The organism is Methanopyrus sp. KOL6, from assembly GCF_002201915.1.
Classification (GTDB): domain Archaea; phylum JAADCQ01; class Methanopyri; order Methanopyrales; family Methanopyraceae; genus Methanopyrus.
Window position 1 is genome coordinate 1,392,450 of record NZ_CP019470.1, and the last position, 25,990, is coordinate 1,418,439.

Genomic DNA, 25,990 nt, shown 5'->3' on the forward strand with positions numbered 1-25,990 from the left:
GATGATCTCACGACCCGCGTGTTATATCCTCCATAGCCGACAGGAATATCTCCGCTTCCTCGATGTCGTTGTAGAACGCCACCGAAGCCCGAACACAACCGTCGAGCCCGAGCTTCTCGAACACCAAGCTCGCACAGTGCCTTCCCGTTCGCACACAGATTTTCCGCTCACCGAGCTTTTTACCTACCTCTGCGTGATCCACGCCGTCGATGAGGAACGGGACGATGGTCTTCCTCTCCGCCTCGGGTGCTAGAATCTCGACTCCTTCAATCTCTTCTAGTCCATTGAGGATCCGATCGGTAACCTTGCGGATACTCCGCTCTACGCGGTCCAACCCGACCTCCTCCAGGATCTTGACGCCTTCCGCCAGTCCTATCACACCCGGGAGGTTCGGCGTTCCGGACTCGAAGGAGAGTGGAGGTTCTCTGGTGACGACCTCGAGATCTCTGGTCACGTAGTCCGTCGACCCTCCACCTAGGAGCCGCAGCTCCAGCTCTTCCATCACGTCCTCTCGAATGTAAAGGATTCCAGTACCATGAGGTCCCAGGAGGCCCTTGTGGCCGGGTGCCGCTATGAAGTGATACTTCGACCAATCGTGATCCATGTGGCCTAACGACTGGGCCGCGTCGAGCAGCACGTACGCGCCGAACTCTTCGGCGAGTTCTAATATCTCGTCCACGGGCTGCAACGAACCCAGAGCGTTGCTCTCGTGAGTTATGGCGATCAGACGTGTGTCGTCGTCGACCACTGTCTCCAGCTCGGTCATGTCAATTTCACCGTTTTCCCGGTTGAACCCTACCACCTCGACTTCGAACCCAAACGTCTCGGAGAACTTCAGCCACGGCACCAGGTTCGAGTGGTGCTCGAGGGCCGTGGTAACGACGACATCGCCTTTCTCCCAGCGGATCGAAGCTAGCACGTAATGGATCGAGTGTGTAGTATTCAGCGTGAAGGCGAGACACTCCGGCTCAACTCCAAGGAACGAGGCGACAATATACCTAGCACGCTCGAACTCCTCGGTGGCACGCTCGCCCGGGGGATGCGCCCCGCGACCCACGTTCACGCCGAACTCCCGTAAGGCTCTTTCCATGGCTCTTATAACGCGTTCATGCTTCAACGACGTGGAGGCGTTGTCGAGGTACACCCATTCCTCCTTGAGTGGAAACCCGTTCACGATTTCATCCAGACCCAACGCTTTCCCCCTCGGCCGACCTTTAACCTTGGTTCAAAGTCGTTGCTCCACCGAAAACACATCGCTATCAGACGTCTTTGACACCCGAGTCGAGCACTCACTATCCTTTGAGGAAGCCCCTCAAGAATTCACGTACCCTGTTCGTGTTAGGGACCTCCCAGACGTGCCAACCACTTTCGTAAGGGGTGACGAGGGAGTACCGGTCGGCTTCCGGGTCGAGTTCCCCGCCTTCCCAGGTGACTAACACCTGGCCACCGGCCGCTGCGACGGCGCTCTCACGATCGTCATAGTAGTCCCGATGGTCCTCCGACCGGAGTACGAGCACCGCCGCCTTATGACGTCGTTTTACCCTGTCCAAGAGATATCCTCGCTCCGACATGTGGTTCACGATATCGTCGATGAACTCTGGCGGACACCTCGTCACAAGACGACCCGTCTTCGGACGCAAGACGTCCACACAGGTGTCCAGGAACGACAGCACGAACTCGAGATCGGGTGTTCGGGAGATGCCGCTACGGGGTCCCCACGGAGGATCCGTCAGCACCTCGTCGACGGGACGTCTAAAATCTTCGATGCCGCATTCCAGCTGGAGGACGTCACCCAGAAGGACGTCCCGATTCGCGGAGATGTTGGCCGACAAAGCTGCGGAGTGCTCCTGATCCGGTTCCACGGCGTACACGGTGTAAGGACCGAGGGCGGCCACCGTCAGGGCGAAAGATCCGCAACCCGCTCCGGCATCGAGGATCTCTCCTCTCCACGGAGCACGAAGGTCGCGAACTACTTCCATGATGTACCTGGTGCTGGGAATTATTACACGCGAAGGGGACATGGTGAGAGGATCTTCGAGGAAGGGTAGGAGCACCGGTATCGAGCGCTCTGACCTTCCCATTTGCGGTCACCCGGCGCCGAGAGATTAAAACGGACGGAATTTAAGGTACCTGGCAGCCACGGAGTAGCGGTCATACGAATTAATGCCTCAAGAAGCGTTGAAAGATCCGACGACCCGGGCGAACGGGATCTTTCAGAGCGGAGTCATTGGCAGTGTAGTACTCAGGTTCGGTATTCGGCTGTGATCGACGCGCTCGTCGGGATCACGGTAACCTGAATCCATCCAGGGAGATGGGGTCTGGTCTCCTGCTCAAACTGGAGAGAAGGTAAGAGTTCGGGTGTATGAAGGTTCGTCGATCGAGCGCGTCACACGAACGCTGTACTACCGGGGGTACCTACTACCTCCGAAGTAGGGATCATAGTTCGATAGACAGGGTTACGCGGCTCAGGGTTCATACGGTGGAAGAGGATGTTGTTGGGGAGCGCCCGCGGTCGGCTCGATAGGATCTTCACGGATGTACCTTAAAGGACCCTAAAGGTAGGAACGAGGGTCAGTGATCTCACCCTCGATAGCGCTAGCGGCGGCCGTCGCCGGGCTGGCCAGGTACACTTCCGACTCACGGTGTCCCATCCTGCCAGGGAAATTCCTGTTGGACGTCGCCACGCACCGCTCGCCTTCCGCGAGAACCCCCATATGACCACCCAGACACGGACCGCAGTTCGGCGGGCAGATCAGTGCTCCCGACTCGTGGAGTACTTCGAGTATGCCATCCTTGAGCGCCCGGTCGTAGACTTCCCTCGACGCCGGGATGACGATCAGCCGGACGTCGTCGTGGACTTCCTCGCCTTCAAGTACCTCCGCCGCGACCCTCAGGTCCTCGTACCGACCGTTGGTGCAGGAACCGATGAAGACTTGGTCGATCGCGATACCTTCGACTTCCCCCACGGGCACCACGTTGTCCGGAGAGAACGGCTTCGCGACCTGCGGCTCGAGGTCACTCACGTCCAAGGTCAACTCGGCCTCGTACCGGGCGTCTGGGTCTGGCTCAACCGGGCGCCCTTCCGTACCCGCACGCTTCTTGACGTACTCGAACGTCTTCTCGTCGGGCGGGATCATCCCCGTCTTCGCCCCCATTTCGATCGCCATGTTACACAGACACATACGGTCCGATACGGACATTTCTCGGACGACCTCGCCGTGGTACTCGATCGCCATGTACGTCGCGCCGTCGGCACCGATTTCTCCCGTCACCTTGAGCACGACGTCCTTAGCGTACACACCCTCCTGAAGTTCTCCCGTAATTTCTACGCGGTACGTTTCCGGGACACGGAACCACAACTTACCGGTCGCGAAGACCGCCGCCATGTCGGTGGAACCGATCCCGGTAGCGAAGGCTCCGAGAGCCCCGTGGGTGCAGGTGTGGGAGTCGGCCCCTACGATCACGTCCCCAGGACGCACGTGACCCTTCTCGGGGAGAACCTGGTGACAGACACCTTCCCGAACGTCGTAAAAGTGCTCGATACCCTGTTCTTCGACGAACTCCCGCATCATCCTGTGGTTCTCCGCGGCTTCCACGGAGTCCGCTGGCACCTGATGGTCGAACAACACGACGATCTTGGACGGATTCCACACGCGCTCGACTCCCATCTCCTTGAACCGCTGAACTGTGATCGGACCCGTGATATCATGGACCATCGCAACATCGATGTTGGCGACGACGATATCCCCCGCTTCGGCGTCCTCCCCGGACGCTCGGGACAGTATCTTCTCGGCCATCGTCTTCCCCACGGTACTCGACCCCCGGCCGCCCCCGGGCGGCAGTTGAAAAAGGATCGGGGACCCGAGCTCCGTATAACAGGTGGAAGTGCCAAAGTTTAGAGGGGCGATCCTGACCTCAGACATTGACCGGCTGGTAGAAAAGCTGGCTGAGAAGGTCGGAAAGCGCAAGGAGGAGGTGCGCCGGGAGATCGACAGAATCCGGAAACAGTGGGGAGTGTCGGAGCTTGGAGCGCTTCTCGCCTTCGCCGACCGAATGGGTGTGAAGCTGATGCGAACGGGAGAGGAAAAACCGGGGAAGGTGACTCTGGATGAAGCAATTTCTCAAGAACTGCAGTCTTTCGACACGGAATTCATCGTCGTACGCGTATCGGACCCCACGGAGACCAGGTCGGGCGGTAGAATGGTGACTTTAGTGGTAGGAGACGAGACGCGATCCGCCGCGTTGGTAGCGTTCGACGAGGTCGTCGAGAAACTCGAGGAACTTGATGAAGGCGACTTGGTACTGGCTAGGAACCTGACGGTGGGTTCGTTCCGCAACAGCCCGCAGCTGGTGGTCACCCGAGAAACCGAGCTTGAAGTAGTAGGCCACGAGGAGAATCCGGATCGGATCATCGAGCGAAACATCTCCGAAGTGAAACACGGAGAGTACGTACGCGTGCGAGGTGTCGTGGCGAGCGAGCCCGCCGACACGGGAGAACGCGTGTACTTTTGGCTCTCCGACGAGACAGGTTCGACGCGTGTCAACCTGTGGGGTGAGGAAGCCGATCGTGCGATGGACCTCGACTACGGCGACGGTGTGATCGTGGAAGGGTGGGTTTCTACCCGCAGTGATTACCCGGTGATCAACGTACTCAGGACCCAAGGTCGTGTGGAGCCCACCGAGGTTTCCATCAAGCCCGCTATCCGGAAGCGTGTCGAGGAGCTCGATAAGGGGGATATAGCAGAGGTATCAGGCGTCATCGTCACCGTGTACGCACGCCGTCGGTACTACGAGGCGTGCCCCACCTGCGGTCGGGCCATGAAAGAGGGGGAGTGCCCCGAGCACGGGGCCGTGGAACCCGAACGGAGACCCGTACTGAACGTGGTAGTAGACGACGGCTCCGGGACTGTAAGGACGGTGTTCTTCGGAGAACACGCGGTCGAGTTCGTGGGATACGAGACCACGAAGGAATACCTGGAAGCCGACGAATCCGACATCGAAGAGAGACTTTTAGGTGAAAGCGTTTCCGTGGTGCTCAGGGTTCGGGGAGAAGGGGTTGTAGAGGACTACGATGCCGTCGCACTGCGGGCTAGGATACTCACCGAGGAGGACTTCAAACGTGAGATCCAGATCTTGGCTCGGGAGCTAAAGGGGGAGGAGGGTGAAAGAGAGGAAGCTGAGTGATCTGGACTTACTACCAGATGAAACCGTCAAAAAGCTGGAAGAGAGGGGGATCGTAACTGTCGAGGACTTCATTTACGCCGACCCGAAGTACCTATCGGAGGTGACGGGGATGTCCGAGCGGGATATGGAGGACATACAAGAGGAATTGAGGAATATCGAAGTGGAGTTCGAAACGCTAGAGAAGCTGGAACGGGAACGCAGACGCATAACCACGAGCTCCAGCGCGCTAGACGAGATCTTGGGAGGGGGCGTCCCGTGCGGAGAGTTGACGGAGTTCGCGGGTCCCTTCGGCTCGGGTAAATCCCAGATCGCGTTCCAACTATGTGTGAACGTACAACTGCCTGAGGAGGAAGGCGGATTGGAGTCCAAGGCTATCTTCATCGACACAGAGGGTACTGTGTCACCCGGTCGTATCAAGGGAATGGCGGAGGCCTTAGGACTCGATCCCGGGGAAGCTCTACGCAACGTCTTCGTGACGCAGGTGAGATCCGTGGAAGAGCAAATGCGAGCCGCGGAGGAGGCGCACAAGCTGTGCGAGCGTGAGGATGTCGGACTCGTCGTTATAGATTCCCTCACGGCACACTTCCGCGCGGAATACTCGAAGCTGGGGGATGTCAGCGAGCGTCAGGCCAGACTGATGAAGCACGTGGATCAGCTCAGGAACCTGGCCATGGATCACGACGTGGCCGTAATCTTCACTAACCAAGTGCATGTCGACATTGAAGCAGCCACGAAGGGTAAGGGCAGGCGTTACGAACCCGTCGGAGGAACGATCGTAGCCCACCAAGCAACGCATAGGATCATGCTAAGGAGGGCTAAAGGTGAGGTCCGAATCGCACGGATCATCGACTCACCGTACCTCCCACAGCGTGAGGCGCCGTTCAGGATCACGGAAGAAGGCATTCGGGACGTGGAACTACCCGAGCGATGAAGACAGGCCCAATAGCCGAAAACCCGATGACGAGCTCCCGGTCCTATCCGAGCCCAGCGGGTGAAACTCGTGGAGTTCGATGTGGTTGTGGTTGGTGCTGGTCCGGCGGGTTCGGTCGCGGCGTGGGCTGCGGCGGAGGCAGGTTGTGATGTCTTGGTACTCGAGCGTAAGGCCGAGGTCGGTGTCCCAAAACAGTGTGCCGAGGGTATCAGCGCACGGGCTCTCGAAGAGGTCGGAATCGAGCCACAGGACGAATGGGTATCTGCGGAGATAGAGCGTGGCATCCTCTCGCTGCCGGGTGGCTTCAAGTTCGAGGTTGAGGTCGAGGGGTGTATGTTGGAGCGTCGTGTGTTTGATAAGTGGTTGGTTGTTCGGGCTGTTGAGGCTGGTGCGGAGGTTGAGTTGTTGGCGCGTGCTCGTCGGGCGTTGGTTGATGATGGTCGGGTGGTTGGGGTCGAGTACGAGGGAGTGGATGGTGTGCATGAGGTTCGAGCACGCGTCACCATCGCCGCGGACGGGATCGAGTCTCGCATAGGAAGAACCGCAGGACTAGTCCCACCACTCAAACCCACAGAGATGTGCACATGCGCACAGTACGAGATCGTCGGTGATCGGCACGATCCAAAGGCGTTCGTGATCCACTTCGACCCTGAGAGGATACCAGGTGGGTACGCGTGGGTGTTCCCGAAGGGTGAAAACAGGGCGAACGTAGGGGTGGGAATCCGGGGATCAGAGTCCCACCCCGGTCTAGCCTTAAGAACGCTCGACGAGCTCGTTAAGGGCTCATTATCCGAGCTCGTAGCGGGGACCCCAGTGGAGGTGAATGTGGGTGGTGTGCCGGTGTGTGGGCCTGTTGGGCGGACGTATGGTGATGGTATTCTCGTGGTGGGTGATGCGGCTCGTCAGGTTAACCCGGTGACCGGTGGTGGTCTTCACACTTCCCTGGTTTGTGGTCGGATCGCGGGCGAGGTCGCGGCCGAAGCGATCGAAGAAGACGACACGTCCGCCACCTTCCTAAAACAATACCAAGACCAATGGAAAGAAGAATTCGGTGACACGTTCGAATGTGCGCGTGAGGTGGCGGAGATACTCCCAGAACTTAACCTGGAAGAGGTCGTCGAGTTCTTGTCGTCGGTGGAAAACTTGGAAGAACTGCTTAGGACTTCGGGCATCTTGGAGGACATATGGTGGGGTTAGAGTTCTCCGCGCTGTCCAGCCATGAACTCCCGGTGCTTCTCCGTCCATCGAACCTTCTTCGGATCCCTTCCGAGCTTCAGCATGTTACGCTCACACTTGCTGGAGCAAAACCATAGGATAGTACCATCGTTCCCAACGAACATCTTTCCTGTCCCTGGTTCGATGATCCGACCGCAGAAGTCACAGCGCCGAACATCGGGCATTTTAAGTTCCCCCTTACTCGATCGGTCGCGCCTCCCTTTCAGTCTCCCTCAGCAGTAGGATATCTCCCTCTCGAACGGGTCCTTTGACGTTTCTAGTGATTATCCTACCCTTATCCGGTCCTTCCAAGATCCTGACCTTCACCTGTGTCACTTCGCCGGCCATTCCGGTGCGCCCTAAGATCTCCACGACTTCCGCTGGTGTCGCATCCTCCGTCGGGTCGTAATCGCACTCTACCATCCTACTCACCCCTAAACGAGACTTTCCCTGATCCCGGTTATGAAGTTTCGTCGGGGTTCGGACGCGGTACAAGACTTAAAGTGAAGGGTGGGTTCGGCGCGCTGGGGGTGGCCACTTGCCCGAGTTCAAGGTGGTAGTGGCGGATCCGGAAAAGGCCCGCTCCTACCAGGTGGACGTGAAAGGTGAGGACGCTGAGAAGCTGATCGGGAAGAGGATCGGCGATGTGATCGACGGCGAAATCGTCGGTCTACCTGGGTACAAGCTCAAGATCACTGGCGGAACGGACAAGGATGGGTTCCCGATGCGACCCGACATCCATGGACCGGTACGCGTTCGCCCACTCCTCAGTGGTCCGCCGGGTTTCCGCCCTGAGCGTAAGGGTGAGCGTAGGCGTAAAACCGTTCGAGGAAACACGATCAGCGAGGATATCGTTCAAGTGAACACCGTCATCGTCAAGTACGGAGACAAGCCCGTAGAGGAGTTACTCGGCGAGGGCGGCGAGGAGGAGTAACTGCGGGTGGGTACCGTGCCCGTCGACTTACGACGAGTGGACGACGAACGGTTCCAACAGGCCGAGATGAACATCGGAATGGTGGGGCACGTAGATCACGGTAAAACCACGCTGACGAAAGCCCTTTCCGGTGTGTGGACGGACACGCACAGCGAGGAGACTAGGCGCGGCATCTCCATCAGACTAGGTTACGCGGACACCGTTCTCACTCGGTGTCCCGAATGCGACACGTACTCGGTGGAAGAGAAGTGTCCAAAATGTGGAGCCGAAACCGAGTGGCTCCGGCGGGTCTCCTTCGTCGACTCCCCGGGCCACGAGACGTTAATGGCGACGATGCTCTCCGGTGCCGCGATCATGGACGCTGCCATCCTGGTAATCGCCGCGAACGAGCCCTGCCCGCAGCCTCAGACCCGAGAACACCTGATGGCACTGGAAATAATCGGAACCGAAGACGTGATCGTCGTTCAGAACAAGATAGACTTAGTCACTCCGGAGGAAGCTAGAGAGCATTACGAGCAGATCGTGCAATTCCTAGAGGAGGAGACGCACCTCGATCCAAATAAAACCCCCATCATACCAGTATCCGCCCAGCATAAGGCGAACTTAGACGTTTTAGTCGAAGCCATGTACGAGCACTTCGAGCCCCCCGAATACGACCCGAACGCACCATTTCGTATGCACATAGCCCGATCGTTCGACGTCAACAAGCCCGGCACTAGACCGAGCGAACTCAAGGGTGGCGTGATAGGAGGGGCTATTGTCCAGGGAGAAGTCGAGATCGGTGACGAAATCGAGATACGACCGGGAATCCGAGTGGAGCGATACGGTCGCACCGAGTGGGAGCCAGTATACACAGAGGTGGTGAGTCTCCACGCGAACGTGACGCCGGTGGAGCGTGCGAGACCTGGCGGTCTGGTCGGTATAGGCACGAAGCTAGACCCTACCATGACCAAAGCGGACCGGTTGTCGGGCCAAGTTGCCGGAGAACCCGACACGCTGCCACCCGTCCGCCACGAGTTGCTGCTGGAGGTGGAGCTGCTCGAGCGAGTGGTAGGGACAGAAGAGGAGCGTAAGGTGGAACCTATCCGGACGAACGAGGTACTGATGCTCACCGTGGGTACGGCAACCACAGTGGGCGTGGTGACCAGTGCACGGGACGACGAGATCGAGATTAAGCTGAAGCAACCGGTGTGCGCCGAAGAGGGCAACATGATCGCGATAAGCCGTAGGATCCAGCGGTGGCGTCTGATAGGTCATGGCGTCATCAAAGGGTGAAGGGGCGTGACCATCAGAGTCGTGTTGGACGCCAACTTCCTAATGATACCGCACCAGGAAAGGGTGGACGTGTTCTCCGAACTCGACCGCCTCTTAGGCTCCTACCGACCCATCGTTCCACGTCAGGTCCTCGAGGAACTGGAACACGTGAAACGTGCGGCTACCGGTCGGGACAAGATCGCAGCGAGGGTAGCCATCTCCCTCGTAGACGCTAAAGGAATCGAAGTAGTAGACGACGTTGAAGGGAAGGACGGAGACGAGGCCATCTTGAACCTCGTCCGACGGTGGGATCGAGTGTACGTGGCCACCCGAGATAAGGAGCTCAAAAAGCGCTTGTGGAAACTCGGTATTCCGGTGATAACGTTGCGTCAGCGCACACACTTGGTGATCGAGCGGGGTTGACACCTTGGAAGTACCGCCTTCTCCTGTCTTGAGCGATGCCCTAGGGAAGCGCTACGTACTCCGGGGAATCAATCACATCGTAGGCCCGGTACCGATCTGCGGACGAGCGGTGACTGTGCTTGTGGAAGGAACGGACTGGGGGACCGTGGTGGAAGCTATCGACGAGGCCGAGGAAGGTGACGTACTTGTAATCCAAGCCAGAGACAGGGCGAGGGCGTATTGGGGAGGTCTCTCCTCCCTATCAGCCAAGCGGAAAGGATTGGCCGGGACAGTCGTGGACGGGTTGGTGAGGGACGTAGACGATGTACGCGAGATAGGCTACACCGTTTTCGCCCGCGGCGTTACCCCTAGAGCGGGAACCCACCGTCGATCCGGAAAGATTAACGTCGACCTGTACGTCTCGGGTGTGCTCGTGCGTCCCGGTGATGTTATAGTGGGGGACGAGAGCGGCGTCGTGGTCGTTCCCGATGAGGAGTGGGAAGATGCGCTCAAGCGGGCCCGTGAGACACTCGAATTGGAGGATGACATTAGGGCCGACATCGCGGCTAACCGTGCATGGTGGGAGATAGTGCTGGATAAGTTAGGGGGATGGTGAGGAATGGTAATGAACTTATGGAAAGACCTGGAACCGGGCCCGAATCCACCCGACGTAGTGTACGCGGTGATAGAAATCCCACGTGGCTCGAGGAACAAGTACGAGTACGACGAAGAGCGTGGGTACTTCAAGCTGGATCGGGTACTATACTCACCGTTCCATTATCCGCTGGACTACGGGTTCATCCCCAGAACGCTGTACGACGACGGTGACCCACTCGACATCTTAGTGATCATGCAAGATCCCACGTTCCCCGGATGCGTCATAGAGGCACGACCGATCGGTCTGATGAAGATGTTGGACGACAGCGATCAGGACGACAAGGTTCTGGCGGTGCCCACTGAGGACCCCAGGTTCAAGGACGTTAAGGACCTGGATGACGTTCCAAAGCACCTGCTCGACGAAATCGCCCACATGTTTTCCGAGTACAAGCGACTGGAAGGCAAGGAGACCGAAGTACTCGGTTGGGAAGGTGCGGACGCGGCTAAGGAAGCCATAGTTCACGCGATGGAGTTGTACGAGGAGGAGCACGGGTGAATTCCGTTGTACGAGCTCGTGGAACTTGAGACCACGGTTAGAATTCCTCCCACTCAATTCACCTCCGACGTCGAGGATGCCGTGCTCAAGGCCTTAGAGAACGACGTCGAGGGGAAGCTCTTCCGGGAAGACGACACCGGTGAGCCCATCGGATTCGTGGTCTTCGTGGACGAAATTCTTGATGTGGAGAACGAGGGCATTTTCCCCGGCGATGGTTCTTCCTACCACCGCGTAAGGTTTAGGGCTCTAGTATTCCGCCCGGTGGAGCGCGAAGTGGTAATGGGCGAAGTAACTAAGGTAAAGGAGTACGGAGCCTTCGTGCGTCTGGGACCGCTAGACGGTCTTCTGCATGTTTCCCAGATCCTCGACGAGTATATGTACTACGACGGAGCCCGAGAGGCGCTAGTCGGTGAGGAGACAGGCCGAGAGCTCAAACGGGGTGACATAGTTAAAGTGATGATTATCGGCGTAAGCCTCAACGAGGAACGGCCCAGAGACTCGAAAATCGCATTGACAGTGAAGAGACCTGGTCTAGGAAAGCCGGAGTGGTGGGAATGACCCCCTGAGCGAGCAGGATGATCCATTCCGACTCTATTCAGGACATCTTTCATCTCAGCAAAAGATCCACAACATCCGAAAGTATCGGGCGTCAAGGACCAGGGCAAATCCTGCGGGTTCACGCTTCATCACCTCCCAACACGTCACGTCATCAGTATCAGTACCAAAAAAGAACTCGTATACACACTACACGCTTCCCATCACCTGAAGGGCGGGACTTTCCAAGGGGGTCGTGAAAGCCGTTGTCCAAGCTAAAAGCGTGCGTCAAGTGCGGGTATCTGGTGGAAGAAGATACCGAGATCTGTCCCGCCTGTCACGGGGACGAGTTCACGGAGAACTGGTGCGGTATCGCAGTGATCCTCGATACTGAGTCCCAGACTGCGGATAGGTTGAACGCGAAGATCCCAGGCAAATACGCCCTGAGGGTTGAGGAGTGACGGTCGTGCTGAGGCTACCTAGGGAGCTACGCCCCGAGCTACGTCGACCCTGGGGCACACTATACCCACGACCGTCCGTCAAGACCTACCGACGTCTCCATGAGGACTCAGAAGCGCTGATTACAGTCGGCGACATGACTACTCGAAGCTTCCTCCGATGTGGTATCCGGCCGGACGTCGCCGTCGTAGACCGGAAGATGCTCAGGACGGTCCCAGTGGATCCGGGGAATAAGTTCCCGATTACTCTCAACGTGAACAACCCGCCCGGAACTATCACCAAGGAAGCTTGGGAGACCGTACGGCAGGGTATCGAATACGCACTCGATGGCGACGCGACCCTCATCGACGTAACCGGAGAGGAAGATCTACTAGCCATCCCTGCTATCCTGGTCGCTCCCGAAAACTCGATAGTCTGCTACGGGTTGCCGGGCGAGGGAATGGTGGCGGCGCGGATAACCCGACACCTCAAGGATTCTGTCCTCCGACTGCTGACGAGGTTTCGGGGGTACGACGAATGGAAGTCGAGATCTTGGATCAGCGGGATAACCCACTACTGTACCGCAAAGAGGTGAAGTTCGTCGTACGTCACGAAGACGGGGGTACGCCCCGAAAGTCAGAGGTCCTTCGGAAGCTCGCGGCAATTCTCGATGTCGACAGGGAGGTAGTCTTGATCGACCGCATGGAATCGGAGTTCGGGAGTCGTAAAACCAAAGGGTACGCGAAGATCTACAAGAGCGTGGAGCACCTGGAGGACATCGAGCCCGAGTACATGGTCGAGCGACACAAGAAGGTGCTTGAAGAGCTAGAGTCCGAATCCGAGGAGTCCGAAGAGTCTGAGTCGGAGGAGTCTGAAGAAGGCGAGTAACCGGGGGGTAAAGGATGGGAGTGCCTAGAAGGGCTAAGCTGTACGAGGTTAAGGATGGTAAGGTGGAGCGCAAGAACCCGTTCTGTCCGAGATGTGGACCCGGCGTGTTCATGGCGGACCACGGGAACCGGTACGCGTGTGGTAGATGCGGATACACCGAGTTCAAGGACCAGCCGGAGCCCAAGAAAAAGAAGTAATAAACGAAGTAATATTCGCGAGCGAAGTGAGGCGTCTTGAACCTGAGAGTTCCCGACCGACTGCGCGACGTAGTGGAGGCCGGTGACGTCATAGCCCTCGGCGCTGAGTCGCTCCTGGTTCGGCACGACTGGCTCGGGCTCCCCGCCGTCTACAAGATCCGTCTCCCCAAACCCTACCGCCACCCGTCCTTGGACGAGCGCCTCCGTCGCCTCAGGACCCGACGAGAAGCCCGAGCGTTGATCAGATTACCCGAGATAGGTGTGCCTACTCCTACCCTATATGAGGTCGACTTAGACCTCAACCTGCTGATCATCGAGTACGTTCCCGGGAAAACTCTCAAGCAGGCAACCGAAAGTTCCTTCGATTCGGACCGTTATCGGGAGTTGGGCAAACTCGTCGGGCGGATGCACGAGCACGGATTCGTCCACTACGACCTGACCACATCGAACGTCCTCGTGTCCGGTGACAACCTCTACATCATCGACTTGGGACTGAGCGAGGACTCCGACGATCCAGAAGACCATGCCGTAGACCTGCGCGTGTTCGAACGGTGTCTCGAGAGCTCCCACCCCGAAGCTAAGGAGAAGGCGTGGAAGGCTTTCCTGCGAGGCTACAGGGAAGAGAGGGAAGAAGCCACCGACACTGTGCTCCGGGCCCTGAAGGGCCTCAAGTCCAGGGTCCGGTACATTTAAACCCTCGCCACCACGAGGCCACTTTTAACCTCGATCTCCCCACGTTCTTCGAGCTTTTTGAGGGCGATGTACGTGACGTCGTACGGGACGCCGAACTGTGCGAACAAGAACTCGTAGACCTCGTCTTCGGGTACCCTGCCCCGATTCTGCAACCACACCAGCAAAGCACCGAGTACCTCAGACAGGCGCTCCGGCACGTGCATTAGTTCACCATCCTCTGTCATTTCTACCTCATCGCTCATCAGCGCCGAATACAGGGCTTCGGAAAGTCTCTCACCGGAGTACCCTGACCATCGGAGTCTCATCACGAGGTCCCTCCAGTCTAGGCTCACCTCACGCTTGACTATCTGTACCACATCATTCGGAGTCACCGGGCGGTCTCCCACCAGAAGGTCCTCCAGTGGTTCGGTGTCCGGCCACTCCGGGATCATTCCGAGCTTCGCCTCGAGAAACACTTCAGTCGCCGAACCGTAGTCCAGTTTAAGCGGGTCCTCAATAACTTCTAGGGGTAGCGTCTCCCACTCGGTCACTGCTAACCCGAGACTGTAGTGCTCACAGAATGCCGATACGGACATCACTTCCTCCCTCGGCTCACGGGGAAAGACTACCAAAGCTCCCAAACCCAGTGCCTCCGCGTCACGTGCGATCTCGGCCAGTCCCTCTTCCCACTCCCCTAAGGCCGACATCGAAGCTAGATCACTGAGACCTCCGACGCATACCAGCGCGAAGCAGAAATCGTCCGAACGGACCACGAAGTCCAGCCGGTAGTCGCTGTCTACATCCTCCACGATGCAGCCCAGCTCCTCCAGTACGAACCTACAGTCCCGACGGAACAGGGACAAGTTAAGATCCGTCATCGCACCTTTCCCCGCAGGCGGGGTGCCGTGATGTCGACGATGATCTGTGTAGGTATAGAGTCTACGGCCGAGAAACTCGGCGTAGGTGTCGTGACGGACGATGGGGAGATACTGGCTAACGTGAAGGCCCAGTATGTCCCCCCTCCGGGTTCTGGAATATTACCCAGAGAGGCGGCTGAACATCACTCCAGAGAACTGCCGGAGCTCCTCGAACGCGCGTTGAAGAACGCGGGAGTAGAACCCGAAGACATCGACCTAGTAGCTTACTCGCAAGGGCCTGGGCTGGGACCTTGCTTACGTGTCGGCGCCACCGCGGCCAGGACCCTGGCACTAGCGCTCGAGGTTCCCCTGGCACCGGTCAACCACTGCGTGGCCCACGTGGAGATAGGGAAGTTAGCGGCACGCCAGGACGGGCTCGACTTCGACGATCCGGTAACACTCTACGTGTCCGGAGGGAACACCCAGGTGCTGGCCCTCAAAGCCGGACGGTACCGGGTGTTCGGGGAAACCTTGGACCTACCCGTTGGTAACATGCTGGACACCTTCTCCCGCAAGGTCGGACTCCCACATCCAGGTGGACCCGAGGTAGAACGCCTCGCCGAGAAGGGTGAGCCAGTAGAACTCCCTTACACTGTACGAGGCACCGACGTGTCGTTCTCAGGCCTTCTAACTGCGGCACTGAGGAGATATAAGCAGGGAGACAGGCTCGAGGACGTGTGTGCAGGGCTTCAGGAGACAGCCTTCGCAATGCTGGTGGAGATAACGGAGCGTGCCGCGGCCCAGCTAGGCCGGGATGAGATCCTGCTCACGGGTGGGGTGGCCGCAAACCGTCGTCTCTCCGAGATGATACACGAAATGGCGGAAAGCCGCGGTGCGGAGGCGTACACGGTGCCCCAGGAACTGGCCGGAGACAACGGAGCCATGATCGCTTGGACTGGGATCCTTGTCCACGAACACGGCCTCTCGATACCGCCAGATGAGATCCCGGAGAAGGCTATCGTCAAGCAACGATACCGTGTAGACGAGGCGTCCGTCCCGTGGGCTGCCCATCCTTCCAGATCTGCCGATTCCCAAAGGTAGAGGAGGTAGTTCATAGGACCCACGCCGTGGTGGTTGGAACGGTCCGTAAGACGACGGTGGATACCATCCTCCAGTGGAAATCAGTCTCACAAGCTCAGAGTTATGAGCTCGTAAAACGGATAAGACGGAGCACGACTGAGCCTGGTTTAAGCACTCTTGTCTGGTTTCAGGCAGAACGTCGAGGCCGGAGGAGGTTCTCGTCACTAGCAATGTGTGTGGACCCATGCCGACCCCGCCTGTATGCACTCGTCCATTCCAGGAACGTCGAAAGTACGGATATCGAGTACGTCGAGCCCCGGTGCCCTGCCTAAGTTCGAAGGGTGTTCACCGTCCTCACCCGATCCCGGGCCGTGAGCCAAGTCCCACCGCTAAACCGGCGAGATGTCAGTGCGGGGAGACATAGTGAACTTCCGCCCGAACCTCTTCGGAGACCCTGTTGACAGAGACTATGAGATAACCCTCGTGCTGGTGGACGGCGGGTTGTGTCTGGGATCGCAAGTTCGTGCTGCGACGCGTCGAACACGCCGAGACGAGAGATCCCGTATGGATCCGCGTACCGATGCGTGAAATCGGAGAAGCTCGACGCTCGCGAGTCGGTGGGGAGGAACTTGGTGACCACTTCTACGCCTACTCACGTCGCTCACGGCGGGAAACCTAAGTTTACGAGATGTGATAGCTCGGAACGAAGTCAGGAAGTCCACCGTGCTGCACTGAAAGTTCTGTCTCGAGGGAACCCGGCGCCAGGTCAGTAATATCATCGAGTGGATCGAACGGGCCGAAACAACCCGACATGGATTACGGGTTTCGAAATCCTCGAGCGTAGGTCGGCCCAACTGGGGAAGCACGTGTCCCACACGATCGTGGGAACCTTCGTATACGAGCTTCCCTCTTTCCCTCTAAAGCTCCCAGACAGCGTCGGTGAGGTGGTCCTTCTCCGACGTTTATAGTGATGGAGTGGGGAAATTCAACACGGCGGGACTCGGACATCTCATCGAAGAGGCCGGATGAACTAAAACTGGACCACCGAGGCCGACCGGGAGAGGGGGCAGCTTAAGTGGAGCTGAAGTTCTCGGCTGAGGTCGAGCTCACTCTCTCGCGTGAAGTCGACCCCGACGAGATCGAGCCTACGGTTGAGGAGTTCGTCAAAGAGGCTAACGAGGATCTCCTCCAGCGAGGTGTCCCAACTGGGGAGGAGGGGGCCAAGATTGAGGGTTATCGAGTACTCGAGGATATAATCGAGATGGAGATAACCGGAACGAGGTACCTACGTCCTCACGAAGCAGCTATGAGGGTCCGTAAGCGACTTGCCGAACGTCTCGGAAGGGAGCACCGGATCGGCGTTCGCGACCTGAAGATCCCTCGGTACGAGGTCGTGTTCCGGTTCGATCGTGAAGTTACGCGGGACGACGTCGGGTACGTACCAGTAGCCGACGACGTGGTAGTGGAGGACGGGACCGTACGGCTGACGTTCCAAGACGTCGACGAGGAAATGCTCCGCCGGCACGTCATCGACCGGGTGATACGGTTAGTAGCTTGGACAGTCGAGGAGAGATCGGAGCTAGTGGAGCGCGTCACCAAGGTCGAACCAGGTACCGTGGTGGATGAGAGCGGTCCGCGAGAGATTCGGTTCGATGGGGACGTCACCGAAGAGGCGCGTCGACGGGGCTGGGTGAAGGAGTTCCCCGGCCGCGGACAGTGGATTTACAACCCCCCGATGGCCGCCCTGTTCGAAGTTCTCCGTGACTTTCTTCTGGAGCGTGTGACGCGTAAGTTGGGCTTCGAGCCCGTCCTGTTCCCGAAGCTGGTCCCATTGGAAACTATGTTCCGGATGCGTTACCTTCACGGTCTACCCGACGGTATGTACTACGTGTGTCCCCCGAAGCGTGACCCGGAGTTGTTCGACGACTTCAAGCGGGAGCTTTACGTGTGGGGAGAGCTCAACGAGAGGATTCTCGGATCGTTGAGGGAGAAGCTCCGCGATCCCGGATACGTTCTAGCACCTGCCCAGTGTGAGCCGTTCTACGAGCTGCTGCGGGACGAGGTAGTGGACCCTGAGCGACTCCCGATCAAGCTTTACGACTGCAGCGGTTGGACGTACCGATGGGAGGGTGGTGCAGCAAAGGGTCTGGAACGCGTAAACGAGTTCCAACGGATCGAGCATGTATGGATCGCCGAGCCGGAGGAGGCGGAGAGGATCCGAGAGGAGTTACTGGAAGCTACCAAACGTGTCGCGGAGGAGCTGGAGCTCGAGTGGAAGGTAGTCGTATCAGACGATCCTTTCTACCTAGAAGGTCGGCTGCTGGAGGATCGAAACATCGAACTCCCAGACGTACCGTCGTACGAGTTTGAAGTCTACTTACCGTTCAAGGGAGAGCGATCGTCGAAAGAAGCCTGGATTTCTGTGGGTTCGTTCAACGTGCACGGTGAACACTTCGTCGATGGTTTCAACGTGAAGGAGAAGTCTGGAAGGACATTGTTCACGGGCTGTGCGGGTTTGGGTGTCACCCGATGGATGGTTGGGTTACTGGCCCAACACGGGTTCGAACCTGAGGAGTGGCCGGAGCCTATCCTTGAGAGGATCAATGAGAGGTTCGGTGGGTTACCCGAGGTACCGAAGACACTAACCTGGCCGAAGTAGTCCGATCCCGATCCTTTTTTCAACGGCGCCTTCCGGCGGGCCTGGGGGCTTGCGAACTTGGTCAGAGACAAGTGGAAGGACAAGGTGTGGTACACGATCCTCGCGCCGGATATGTTCGACAATGTAGAGGTAGGTGAGACGCCCGCCGATGATCCGGAGAAGGTAATCGGTCGAGTGCTCGAAACTACCCTAGGTGACGTCTTAGACGACATTACTAAGCATCACATCAAAGTGTTCTTCCGCATTTACGACGTCGAGGGGACGACCGCGTACTCCAAGTTCGAAGGACATAGACTTATGCGCGACTACGTTCGCAGCCTGGTGAGACGCGGAACGAGCAGGATCGACGGTGTCATCGACGTCGTCACCAAGGACGGGTATAAGGTACGCGTCGCGGGACTAGCGTTCACGACGCGACGCGCCAAAACCTCCCAGCAGCGGGCCATCAGGAAGGAGATGTTCAAGGTGGTCGAAGAGAACGCGAAGGAGTGCGACTTCGACGAGTTCATCCGCAGGTGCCTGTCGATCAGCGAAGAGGAGAGCATCCCGGAGCAGATTAAGGAGGCAGGTCGTAAGATCTACCCGATCCGGCAGGCCGAGATCAGGAAGACGGAGGTCCTGGAAGAGCCGAACGGCCTACCACCGTACGAGGCAGTGGGGGACAGGGCCACCCCGGAACTGGCCAGCTACTGAGCCTCCCTTCGCAACGGTTTTCGGGCGCGTGCGAGATGTTCCTAGTGAAAACGCAACGAAACCTGGAGAATGTGGCGGCAGCGAGAATCGAGGAAGAAACCGGGGCCGAGACCGAGCCAAGGCCCTTCGGTTACCTCGGACTGGTTATCGTTACGGGACATGTTACTAAGGAGGAACTCGAGAGGATCCAAGAGGTAGAGCGAGCTATACCGGTAGAAGCCGAGTGCCGCGCGGATCCGAAGGAGATTGCCGAAACCGCGGCCGAACTGGCGAAGACCAAAATTTCGGAGGACGAGACCTTCGCGGTTAGGACTATCCGTAGGGGTGAACACGACTTCACCAGCGTCGACGTTAACGTCGAGGCCGGTGACGCGGTCCGGGAGGTTACCGGCGCCTCCGTGGATCTAGATGATCCCGATAAGATAGTGTGGGTCGAGATAATCAGGGACCGGGCGTACCTGGCGGTCCTACACGGCGAGGAGGAGTGGAAGAAGCTACCTCCGGGGAAACCCGAGGCCGATCCGCTGCTGGCCAAGGTAGAGTTGGCGCAGATACCCTATCTCGGGGACCCACGAGCCGCCTATTCCATGGGTGAACGGATCGGACGAGCGGTTCAGGGGTTCGAATTGAAGTCGTACATCGTCACTCCATACGAACCTGTGAACGCCGTCGAATTACTACACTTTTTGCGGGGCCTACGGGACGGAGTGAAATCCAGGATGGAAGTACAGCGAGAATCGTACGGGCGGAAGTTCCGACGGACGGAACTGCTAGTCTACGACCTTTACCAGCTGGTACGGATGAAGCGGGACGCTCCGATCGTTGGAACGGATCCGAAGGGCAAGCCGTACACGAAGGTTCGGGAGGAACTGGGGGAAACACTCCGAGAAGCTGACGAGGTGGTCGTGCTGGCGGGATCGCGGGTAGGGCTACCGCGGGGAGTGTTGAGAACCTGTGACTTCGTCGTGGACCTATGCCCGGGGGTAACGTTCGCGACAGAACACGTCGTGCCTTCCGTCGTGACGGCGCTGGTTGACTCTTACCTGGAGGTCGAGGGGGAAGAGGATCGAGAGGAGTGAACGTTGAATGCAGTGAATATAGCGTCTTTTTGAACGACACCGAGCTCGATAGGAAGTAACCACACAGAACACGCAGGGATGAGTGGGATCCGATCCGAAGACATCGACCCGTTGTTGAATACGTAGCCGTAACGTCTTAACCTCGAGAGATGAAGCCATCGTGTCCGCCGCACTCACAGGGAAACGCCCGATGGTGTACTGGGGTGATAGTTCGAACAACCGATCCTCTCCACCCTCGAATCCCCTTGCCAGAGGCCCAGTTCGATACGAGAGAATTCTTTCGACGGTAGACCTTCGACGGACCGAGAAACCGCGGGGGTTCAGCGTGCCGTGTACCCGCTGTGACGCGCGTGAACTGCACAGGCGACTCACCGGGGGCGTTGCCGTTGGAAGTTGTAGGCGTGGTACACTTACCGCCTCTACCAGGGTCTCCGAGGGCTAAGTCCATCGAGGAGGTAGTTGAGCGAGCCCGCCGGGATGCAGCGCGTCTTGAAGACGGTGGTGTCGACGCGGTCCTCGTTGAGAACTTCGGAGACGCTCCATATTACCCAGATGACGTGCCTAAGATTACCGTCGCCTGTATGACCAGGGCGGTGGCCGAGGTCGTAGATACCGTGAGCGTCCCCGTCGGCGTGAACGTGCTACGCAATGACGGTGTAGCGGCTGTCGACGTGTGTGCTGCGACCGGCGCCTCCTTCATCCGTGTTAATGCGTACGTGGAGGCCGTCGCTACGGATCAGGGCGTCCTCCAACCAATCGCACATATGGTCTGGCGCGAGATCGACCGACTCGGAGTGAACGTCGAGGTATACGCTGATATCAGAGTGAAGCACGGACGACCCCTGGACGACAGGCCTGTCGAAGAGGTCGCACGGGACGCTGTGGAGCGAGGATTAGCCGACGCTGTGATAGTCACTGGTTCCGCCACCGGGTCCCCTCCACGGCCTGAAGAGGTGCGCAAGGTCTCCAGGGTCGTCGATCGAGTTCTGGTGGGTAGTGGCGTGACTCCGGAAAACGCTCACGTTTTCCTCCGAGCCGGGGCGACGGGTTTCATAGTGGGGACATACTTCAAGAAGAACGGGATCACCGAGAACCCCGTAGACGTGGACCGAGTGCGCGAGCTGGTGCGGTCCATCCGACGCTCAGGGGTAGAACGCTGGCCTTGATACAGAAGAGGCTAAACCGTAGGGAGCTCGAATGGGTGAGGAAGAGGGTGGCACGTGAGGCGGCTAGACTCCTCTACGAGGGTGCCGTCGACGAGTATATCGACGCAAAGAGACTGGCCGCTAGGCGCCTAGGTGTCGATGTGATGCCGTCCAACCGTGAAGTTGCGATAGAACTAGACCGAATCGGAGACGAGCTGGAAGGTGAGGAGAAGTTGCGCCGGTTGAAGAGGCTAAGGAAAGAGGCACTCGAAGTTATGGAGGCCATAGAGGACTTGGAGCCGCGGCTGATTGGAAGTGTGTGGCGTGGGAATATCAAACGGGAAAGTGACATCGATATCGCTGTTCTGGGGACGACGGACCCCGAAGAGGTCATCGAACGCTTGAAGGAAGCCGGGATCGAAGTGTTGGACGTGGATGAAGTGGTTATTACGGAGCGCGGTGGGAAACTTCTTGACATCCCGGAGCACTACGTCAACATCAAAGTCAGAACCCCGGGCGGCGAGAAAGCCGAAATCGGTGTCACCGTTAGCAGTCCGGAGCTGGAGCGTAAAGGTCGTGTAGACCTCGGGAGGTGTGACTTCTTCGGGGACAAAATCACGGGATTGAGCGTAGAAGAGCTACGGAAACTGCTTCAAGAGGATCCTTACCGGAAGTTCATACCTCAAGGTTGATACCGGACGAGATCGACCTCAACCCCTATCGCGTCCAGTACCTTCTGAATCACGTAGTCCACTAAGTCGTCGATGGTCGTCGGGCTGTGATAGAAAGCCGGACACGCCGGCAGTATCACGGCACCCTCCTCCCTCAACTTCAACGCAGCCTGCAGGGCGGACCTTGGCCACGGCGTTTCCCGGACGACGAAAACCAACGGACGATCCTCCTTCAGCGCAACTACCGCAGCGCGCTTGATCAGATCTCCGGTCACTCCAGCGGCCACACTCGAAAGGGTGTGTAACGTGCACGGGCACACGACGTACGCGTCGATCCGGTATGTGCCGCTAGCTGGCGGTGCCGTGAGGTCCTCGGGATCGTACTTCCGCACGTTCTCGGGGAGGTCGACCCCCTCCCGCTTCATAACGTACTCCGCGGGTCTAGTGACCGAGATCTCTACGTCCACCCCCTCCTCGTGCAGCACTTCGATGAGCCTTTTGGTGTAAATCTGCCCACTGGCTCCCGTAACTCCTATGAAGACTCGCAAACCTCCTCCCCCGAGGACCGAGATGACGAGTGATGGGCGGACCGAGTACACGATGCGATGACGATTCCTTTAAGTGCCGATCAACCCGTGCGCTACCTTGTACCTGGCGTACACTGTGGCGAAATTAAACGCCGCGTGAATCGAGATCGCCGTTGAATACCCTAACGTGAACCCAAGCCATCGTCGCCTTAAGAATCCGTACAATAGTCCGAAAGAAGACGTCGCGATCACGTGAATGGGTAACGACGTGAACGTTCGAAGGAACCCCACTATTATAGGGCCTAGAAGTCCGAACTTCAGCCCTACCAGCGCGTAGAACACGTTCTCTATGGACCCGAACCCCAAGGCGGTGGTGGCCGCGACCGTAACGATTCCCACCGGACGCCTACCACACTCCCGTACGACGTTCGCGGCCGCTTCAAGAGTCGGTCCGATCACGGGAAACCCCGATGCCAATCGAAGAGAGCCGGCCAACACTCGCGGGACTACGAGGAACCCGAGCCCTTTGGATAGTTCTTCAACTATCGGAGCTACAACTACGGCCGCTATAACTAGCCGATGGGGGCCAGCGTTTAGGCCCGACGTCAGGACTGTTTCTACCATGAACGCTATCACCACGGAAATCGGGGCGTAGAGGAGCCCTAACAGGACCCCGATCACCGCGATTACCGGAGTCAGGATCAAGCGTCTATCCCCCGGTGATGGGGAGAGGGCCTGGACACCGACTGAGGGATGACGACAACGGCCGTCGCCGACCGTTTCCCTCTTAAGTCTTCGTAGGAAGGTCTATCATGGGATACCCAGCGTGTTCGTGGCGAAGTACCTGGGCTCGGCCCGTTACTCGGAGCTCGACGAAGAACTGAAGAACTTCGCACGATTAAAGGCGCATTTGGCCGGCGTGGACTTGGACAAGGACCCCGAACTGATTGTATTCAACATCGAAGGTACAAGTAGTTACTACATAGTGTTTCTCGAGGAGGTAGAGTCCGAAGAGGACGTCGAACGACTGTTAAGGGAGGATATGGGGGCAGAGCTATCACGGGATTCGAAAGCGTCGGTGAAGAGAGCGCTGAACCGCTGAAGGCCCAATGGGTCGCCCTGAACGAGGTAGTAAGCGAGCTCCGAGCACGTGGAGAAGAGGTGCCGAGAGAAGTACTCGAGAACTTGCGGACGGCGCGAGTAGTCCTCCATCATTACGAGTTCGACCCTCACACATCCGCCAAGACCCTGGGAAAGGCCCACAAGTACCTAGACAGGGCTCAGCGGGCGCTCGCCAGGATCTGTGAATCCCATCCGGATCTACTGGATAAGTTGGTAAAGTGGCCGAAACGCGTGAAGGAGCTAGCTGCGAAGTTCCGGGAGGATACCGCCCGCTCTAAGTTCGAACCGATGCCTAATCGACCGGTTTTCAGGGCCGGTGACGGGTTCGCCCGTGTGAGGCTCCCGGAACCGATTGAAGTCGAGAGGCTTCAGGACGTGTGTGAGTTCGCTGGAGTGATAGTCGAAGTAAAAGAGGTGGACGTAGTGGAAATATCCGGGGACAGGGATCGCGTCGGGACGGCGCTCAAAGAGCTCAGAGAGCTGCCGGAATCCTGGAAGAAGATGCTCGAGAAACGCAAGAGCAATGAATAAGTAAAGATCGATGGACGGTTCCGCTGATCGCGAAATCGGGGTGATGCGCTCGTGATCGGTATCGCGACGGCTGACTTCCACGGAGACGTGGAGAAGGCAGAGCAGGTCGCGGAAAAGGCCGCCGACGAGGATGCCGACGTTATCTTCGTAGCGGGAGACGTATCCGACTTCAACTTGGAGGATCCCGTGCAGGTGGTTGAGGAGATCGTTGATGTACTGAAGGAGCACGGTCAGGAGATCATGGCCGTGCCAGGTAACTGCGACACTCCGGAGGTTGTCAGAGTCCTCGATACCAGCGGAGTCTCGGTGCACCTGAAGGTCAAACACATCGGTCGCTACGACGTGGTCGGAATGGGTGGGTCCAACCCGACACCGTTCGATACGCCGCTGGAGTTCGAAGAAAACGTCATTGAGTCGAGGCTCAGTGAACTTATGAACTCGGCCGGTGAGCCGGTGATACTCCTGACACACGCACCCCCGAAGAATACGGCGGTGGACAAGATCGAGGCCGGCGACCATGTGGGGAGTGAGGCGATCCGAAAGATCGTGGAGGAGTTCCAACCCGAGCTCCACATCTGCGCGCACATCCACGAGGCGGCTGGCGAGGACGAGCTCGGTAACACCCGGGTGATCAACCCAGGCCCGGGTGGTACGGTGGTAATCGAGCTGTGAAGGTCAACCCCAAATTCCCTTGGGAACGAGAGGTGATCGAGTTCGTTCGGACGGAGATGTCCGAGGTCTCGCCTTCCCACGACTTCGAACACGTGAAGCGCGTAGTGGAGCTCTGTGAGCTCATTAGGCGCAAGGAGGGAGGAGATCCGGAGATACTCCGCGCGGCTTCCTGGTTACACGATATTGGAAGGCGGGCGGAGGAACGATCGGGTGAGGACCATGCGGAAGTCAGTGCCGAAATAGCGGAAGACTTACTCCCACGCGTGGGATTCCCTTCGGACAAGTTAGAGGAGGTAACGCACGCGATCCGAGCTCACCGTTTCTCCAGTGGACCCGAGCCGCGGACTTTAGAGGCCAAGATACTTCAGGATGCAGACAACCTCGACGCACTGGGGGCCGTTGGGATAGCCCGATGTTTCTGCGTGGTCGGAGAGCGGAGGACATCACTAGAATCCGGTGTAGAACACTTCCACGAAAAACTACTTCGACTACCGAGGTTGATGCACACTGAAACGGCCCGCCGATTGGCGGAGAAGAGAAGGCGGAGGATGGTACTGTTTCTGGAATGGCTGGAAAAGGAGTGGCGGATGAGGAGTTAGGGGTCGGCCGATGGGAAGATGGGGATGACGGGGTTTACCCGACGCCTCCGCGACTTTTTTAAGACTATCGAATCCGGCGTCCGGGGGGTGTTCTCGTGGCGGACGACGAGGTGAAACCGATCGTCCGGATAGTTGATGTCGACCTTGACGGGCATAAAAAAGTCCCGTACGCGCTCACCGGAATCAAAGGTATCGGGATCCGAATGGCATACGCTATCTGCCGGGAGCTAGGCATCGACGAGGAGAAGAAGCTCGGAGAACTCTCAGACGAGGAAATCGAGCGCATTGAGGAGGAGATAAAGAAGTTATCAGAAGGAGAGTCCAATATCCCCTCCTGGATGTACAATCGTCAGAAGGACTATGAAACGGGCGAAGATATGCACTTGGTCGGCGCTGAACTGGAGATGACGGTGAAGCAAGATATCGATCGGTTGAAGAAGATCCGCGCCTACCGTGGTATACGCCACGAGCTGGGACTCCCAGTCCGTGGTCAGCGTACGAAGTCCTCGTTCCGCCGAGGTAAAACCGTAGGTGTGAAGAAGAAGCAGTAGGG

33 protein-coding genes are annotated in these 25,990 nt (G+C 58.0%); 25 read left to right on the forward strand and 8 right to left on the reverse strand.

Annotation, left to right across the window (positions count from 1 at the left end):
* Window positions 1-7: 7 nt before the first annotated feature.
* The 3 genes from BW919_RS07525 to hacA form a co-directional block, all read right to left on the reverse strand.
* The gene (locus tag BW919_RS07525; RefSeq protein WP_088336398.1) at window positions 8-1,192 is read right to left on the reverse strand and encodes an aminotransferase class V-fold PLP-dependent enzyme; all 1,185 of its coding nucleotides are present in this window, start codon (window positions 1,190-1,192) and stop codon (window positions 8-10) included.
* A 100-nt stretch (window positions 1,193-1,292) separates the two neighbouring features.
* Entirely contained in the window at window positions 1,293-2,081 is a 789-nt protein-coding gene (locus BW919_RS07530; protein WP_088336399.1) for a hypothetical protein, read from the reverse strand.
* Between the two features lie 471 nt (window positions 2,082-2,552).
* Entirely contained in the window at window positions 2,553-3,809 is a 1,257-nt protein-coding gene (hacA, locus tag BW919_RS07535; protein ID WP_088336400.1) for a homoaconitase large subunit, read from the reverse strand.
* Between the two features lie 76 nt (window positions 3,810-3,885).
* On the opposite strand from hacA, the gene BW919_RS07540 reads away from it, so the two are divergent.
* The 3 genes from BW919_RS07540 (at window position 3,886) to BW919_RS07550 (ending at window position 7,312) form a co-directional block, all read left to right on the forward strand.
* The gene (locus tag BW919_RS07540) at window positions 3,886-5,184 is read left to right on the forward strand and encodes an OB-fold nucleic acid binding domain-containing protein (protein ID WP_157666178.1); all 1,299 of its coding nucleotides are present in this window, start codon (window positions 3,886-3,888) and stop codon (window positions 5,182-5,184) included.
* Complete coding sequence (radA, locus tag BW919_RS07545) at window positions 5,162-6,115, forward strand: DNA repair and recombination protein RadA (RefSeq protein WP_088336402.1); 954 nt, start codon at window positions 5,162-5,164, stop codon at window positions 6,113-6,115. The genes BW919_RS07540 and radA overlap by 23 nt, the downstream gene beginning before the upstream one ends.
* A gap of 69 nt (window positions 6,116-6,184) precedes the next feature.
* Entirely contained in the window at window positions 6,185-7,312 is a 1,128-nt protein-coding gene (locus BW919_RS07550; RefSeq protein WP_088336403.1) for an NAD(P)/FAD-dependent oxidoreductase, read from the forward strand.
* On the opposite strand, the gene BW919_RS07555 is transcribed toward BW919_RS07550, so the two are convergent.
* The gene (locus BW919_RS07555; RefSeq protein WP_088336404.1) at window positions 7,309-7,515 is read right to left on the reverse strand and encodes a 50S ribosomal protein L24e; all 207 of its coding nucleotides are present in this window, start codon (window positions 7,513-7,515) and stop codon (window positions 7,309-7,311) included. The two genes, BW919_RS07550 and BW919_RS07555, sit on opposite strands and share 4 nt — an antisense overlap.
* A gap of 13 nt (window positions 7,516-7,528) precedes the next feature.
* Window positions 7,529-7,753, reverse strand: a complete 225-nt coding sequence (locus BW919_RS07560) for a 30S ribosomal protein S28e (RefSeq protein WP_011019813.1) — start codon at window positions 7,751-7,753, stop codon at window positions 7,529-7,531.
* A gap of 115 nt (window positions 7,754-7,868) precedes the next feature.
* On the opposite strand from BW919_RS07560, the gene BW919_RS07565 reads away from it, so the two are divergent.
* The 11 genes from BW919_RS07565 (at window position 7,869) to BW919_RS07615 (ending at window position 13,823) form a co-directional block, all read left to right on the forward strand.
* Entirely contained in the window at window positions 7,869-8,264 is a 396-nt protein-coding gene (locus tag BW919_RS07565; RefSeq protein WP_088336405.1) for a 30S ribosomal protein S6e, read from the forward strand.
* A 36-nt stretch (window positions 8,265-8,300) separates the two neighbouring features.
* Window positions 8,301-9,539, forward strand: coding sequence for a translation initiation factor IF-2 subunit gamma (eif2g, locus tag BW919_RS07570; RefSeq protein WP_088336535.1), 1,239 nt, complete (start codon window positions 8,301-8,303; stop codon window positions 9,537-9,539).
* A 6-nt stretch (window positions 9,540-9,545) separates the two neighbouring features.
* Entirely contained in the window at window positions 9,546-9,941 is a 396-nt protein-coding gene (locus BW919_RS07575) for a nucleotide-binding protein (protein ID WP_088336406.1), read from the forward strand.
* A 4-nt stretch (window positions 9,942-9,945) separates the two neighbouring features.
* On the forward strand, window positions 9,946-10,536 hold the full coding sequence (locus BW919_RS07580) for an RraA family protein (RefSeq protein ID WP_088336407.1): 591 nt from the start codon (window positions 9,946-9,948) through the stop codon (window positions 10,534-10,536).
* A gap of 9 nt (window positions 10,537-10,545) precedes the next feature.
* On the forward strand, window positions 10,546-11,073 hold the full coding sequence (locus BW919_RS07585) for an inorganic diphosphatase (RefSeq protein WP_088336536.1): 528 nt from the start codon (window positions 10,546-10,548) through the stop codon (window positions 11,071-11,073).
* Between the two features lie 6 nt (window positions 11,074-11,079).
* Complete coding sequence (locus BW919_RS07590; protein ID WP_157666179.1) at window positions 11,080-11,631, forward strand: DNA-directed RNA polymerase; 552 nt, start codon at window positions 11,080-11,082, stop codon at window positions 11,629-11,631.
* A 242-nt stretch (window positions 11,632-11,873) separates the two neighbouring features.
* The gene (gene spt4, locus BW919_RS07595; protein ID WP_088336409.1) at window positions 11,874-12,068 is read left to right on the forward strand and encodes a transcription elongation factor subunit Spt4; all 195 of its coding nucleotides are present in this window, start codon (window positions 11,874-11,876) and stop codon (window positions 12,066-12,068) included.
* Window positions 12,065-12,640: a GTP-dependent dephospho-CoA kinase family protein gene (locus tag BW919_RS07600; protein WP_088336410.1), complete on the forward strand. Its 576-nt coding sequence runs from the start codon at window positions 12,065-12,067 to the stop codon at window positions 12,638-12,640. Before spt4 ends, BW919_RS07600 begins: the two co-directional genes overlap by 4 nt.
* Window positions 12,583-12,933: a 30S ribosomal protein S24e gene (locus BW919_RS07605; RefSeq protein WP_088336411.1), complete on the forward strand. Its 351-nt coding sequence runs from the start codon at window positions 12,583-12,585 to the stop codon at window positions 12,931-12,933. The genes BW919_RS07600 and BW919_RS07605 overlap by 58 nt, the downstream gene beginning before the upstream one ends.
* Window positions 12,934-12,947: 14 nt before the next feature.
* Window positions 12,948-13,130, forward strand: coding sequence for a 30S ribosomal protein S27ae (locus BW919_RS07610; RefSeq protein WP_011019823.1), 183 nt, complete (start codon window positions 12,948-12,950; stop codon window positions 13,128-13,130).
* Between the two features lie 36 nt (window positions 13,131-13,166).
* Window positions 13,167-13,823 (forward strand): KEOPS complex kinase/ATPase Bud32, encoded by a 657-nt coding sequence (locus tag BW919_RS07615; protein ID WP_088336412.1) that lies wholly within the window; start codon window positions 13,167-13,169, stop codon window positions 13,821-13,823.
* On the opposite strand, the gene BW919_RS07620 is transcribed toward BW919_RS07615, so the two are convergent.
* Window positions 13,820-14,680 carry a hypothetical protein gene (locus tag BW919_RS07620; RefSeq protein ID WP_088336413.1) on the reverse strand — a complete coding sequence of 287 codons (861 nt, stop codon included), beginning with the start codon at window positions 14,678-14,680 and terminating at the stop codon, window positions 13,820-13,822. The two genes, BW919_RS07615 and BW919_RS07620, sit on opposite strands and share 4 nt — an antisense overlap.
* Before the next feature lie 30 nt (window positions 14,681-14,710).
* Between BW919_RS07620 and kae1 the strand changes: the two genes are divergently transcribed.
* The 6 genes from kae1 to BW919_RS07655 all read left to right on the forward strand — a co-directional run bounded on the left by kae1 (window position 14,711) and on the right by BW919_RS07655 (window position 22,007).
* Window positions 14,711-15,760 (forward strand): KEOPS complex N(6)-L-threonylcarbamoyladenine synthase Kae1, encoded by a 1,050-nt coding sequence (gene kae1 / locus BW919_RS07625; protein ID WP_232452883.1) that lies wholly within the window; start codon window positions 14,711-14,713, stop codon window positions 15,758-15,760.
* A gap of 1,054 nt (window positions 15,761-16,814) precedes the next feature.
* Window positions 16,815-18,398 (forward strand): serine--tRNA ligase, encoded by a 1,584-nt coding sequence (locus BW919_RS07635; RefSeq protein ID WP_088336415.1) that lies wholly within the window; start codon window positions 16,815-16,817, stop codon window positions 18,396-18,398.
* A 57-nt stretch (window positions 18,399-18,455) separates the two neighbouring features.
* On the forward strand, window positions 18,456-19,091 hold the full coding sequence (locus BW919_RS07640; RefSeq protein ID WP_088336416.1) for a 30S ribosomal protein S3ae: 636 nt from the start codon (window positions 18,456-18,458) through the stop codon (window positions 19,089-19,091).
* A 35-nt stretch (window positions 19,092-19,126) separates the two neighbouring features.
* Window positions 19,127-20,170, forward strand: a complete 1,044-nt coding sequence (locus BW919_RS07645; protein WP_088336417.1) for an SPOUT family RNA methylase — start codon at window positions 19,127-19,129, stop codon at window positions 20,168-20,170.
* A gap of 386 nt (window positions 20,171-20,556) precedes the next feature.
* Window positions 20,557-21,336, forward strand: a complete 780-nt coding sequence (locus BW919_RS07650; RefSeq protein ID WP_198324607.1) for a BtpA/SgcQ family protein — start codon at window positions 20,557-20,559, stop codon at window positions 21,334-21,336.
* Window positions 21,333-22,007, forward strand: coding sequence for a nucleotidyltransferase domain-containing protein (locus tag BW919_RS07655; RefSeq protein ID WP_088336418.1), 675 nt, complete (start codon window positions 21,333-21,335; stop codon window positions 22,005-22,007). Before BW919_RS07650 ends, BW919_RS07655 begins: the two co-directional genes overlap by 4 nt.
* Here BW919_RS07655 and BW919_RS07660 read toward each other — a convergent pair.
* Window positions 21,998-22,534: a UbiX family flavin prenyltransferase gene (locus BW919_RS07660; RefSeq protein WP_088336419.1), complete on the reverse strand. Its 537-nt coding sequence runs from the start codon at window positions 22,532-22,534 to the stop codon at window positions 21,998-22,000. The two genes, BW919_RS07655 and BW919_RS07660, sit on opposite strands and share 10 nt — an antisense overlap.
* A 69-nt stretch (window positions 22,535-22,603) precedes the next feature.
* Window positions 22,604-23,218: a PrsW family glutamic-type intramembrane protease gene (locus BW919_RS07665; RefSeq protein WP_088336420.1), complete on the reverse strand. Its 615-nt coding sequence runs from the start codon at window positions 23,216-23,218 to the stop codon at window positions 22,604-22,606.
* A 121-nt stretch (window positions 23,219-23,339) separates the two neighbouring features.
* Between BW919_RS07665 and BW919_RS07670 the strand changes: the two genes are divergently transcribed.
* The 5 genes from BW919_RS07670 (at window position 23,340) to BW919_RS07690 (ending at window position 25,988) form a co-directional block, all read left to right on the forward strand.
* Window positions 23,340-23,615, forward strand: coding sequence for a DUF749 family protein (locus tag BW919_RS07670; RefSeq protein ID WP_157666180.1), 276 nt, complete (start codon window positions 23,340-23,342; stop codon window positions 23,613-23,615).
* 17 nt (window positions 23,616-23,632) lie between these two features.
* Window positions 23,633-24,166 carry a DUF2096 family protein gene (locus BW919_RS07675; protein ID WP_232452979.1) on the forward strand — a complete coding sequence of 178 codons (534 nt, stop codon included), beginning with the start codon at window positions 23,633-23,635 and terminating at the stop codon, window positions 24,164-24,166.
* A 51-nt stretch (window positions 24,167-24,217) separates the two neighbouring features.
* Complete coding sequence (locus BW919_RS07680) at window positions 24,218-24,838, forward strand: metallophosphoesterase (RefSeq protein WP_088336423.1); 621 nt, start codon at window positions 24,218-24,220, stop codon at window positions 24,836-24,838.
* Window positions 24,835-25,437 (forward strand): HD domain-containing protein, encoded by a 603-nt coding sequence (locus BW919_RS07685; protein ID WP_088336424.1) that lies wholly within the window; start codon window positions 24,835-24,837, stop codon window positions 25,435-25,437. The genes BW919_RS07680 and BW919_RS07685 overlap by 4 nt, the downstream gene beginning before the upstream one ends.
* Before the next feature lie 95 nt (window positions 25,438-25,532).
* On the forward strand, window positions 25,533-25,988 hold the full coding sequence (locus tag BW919_RS07690) for a 30S ribosomal protein S13 (RefSeq protein WP_088336425.1): 456 nt from the start codon (window positions 25,533-25,535) through the stop codon (window positions 25,986-25,988).
* The last annotated feature ends 2 nt before the right edge of the window (window positions 25,989-25,990 follow it).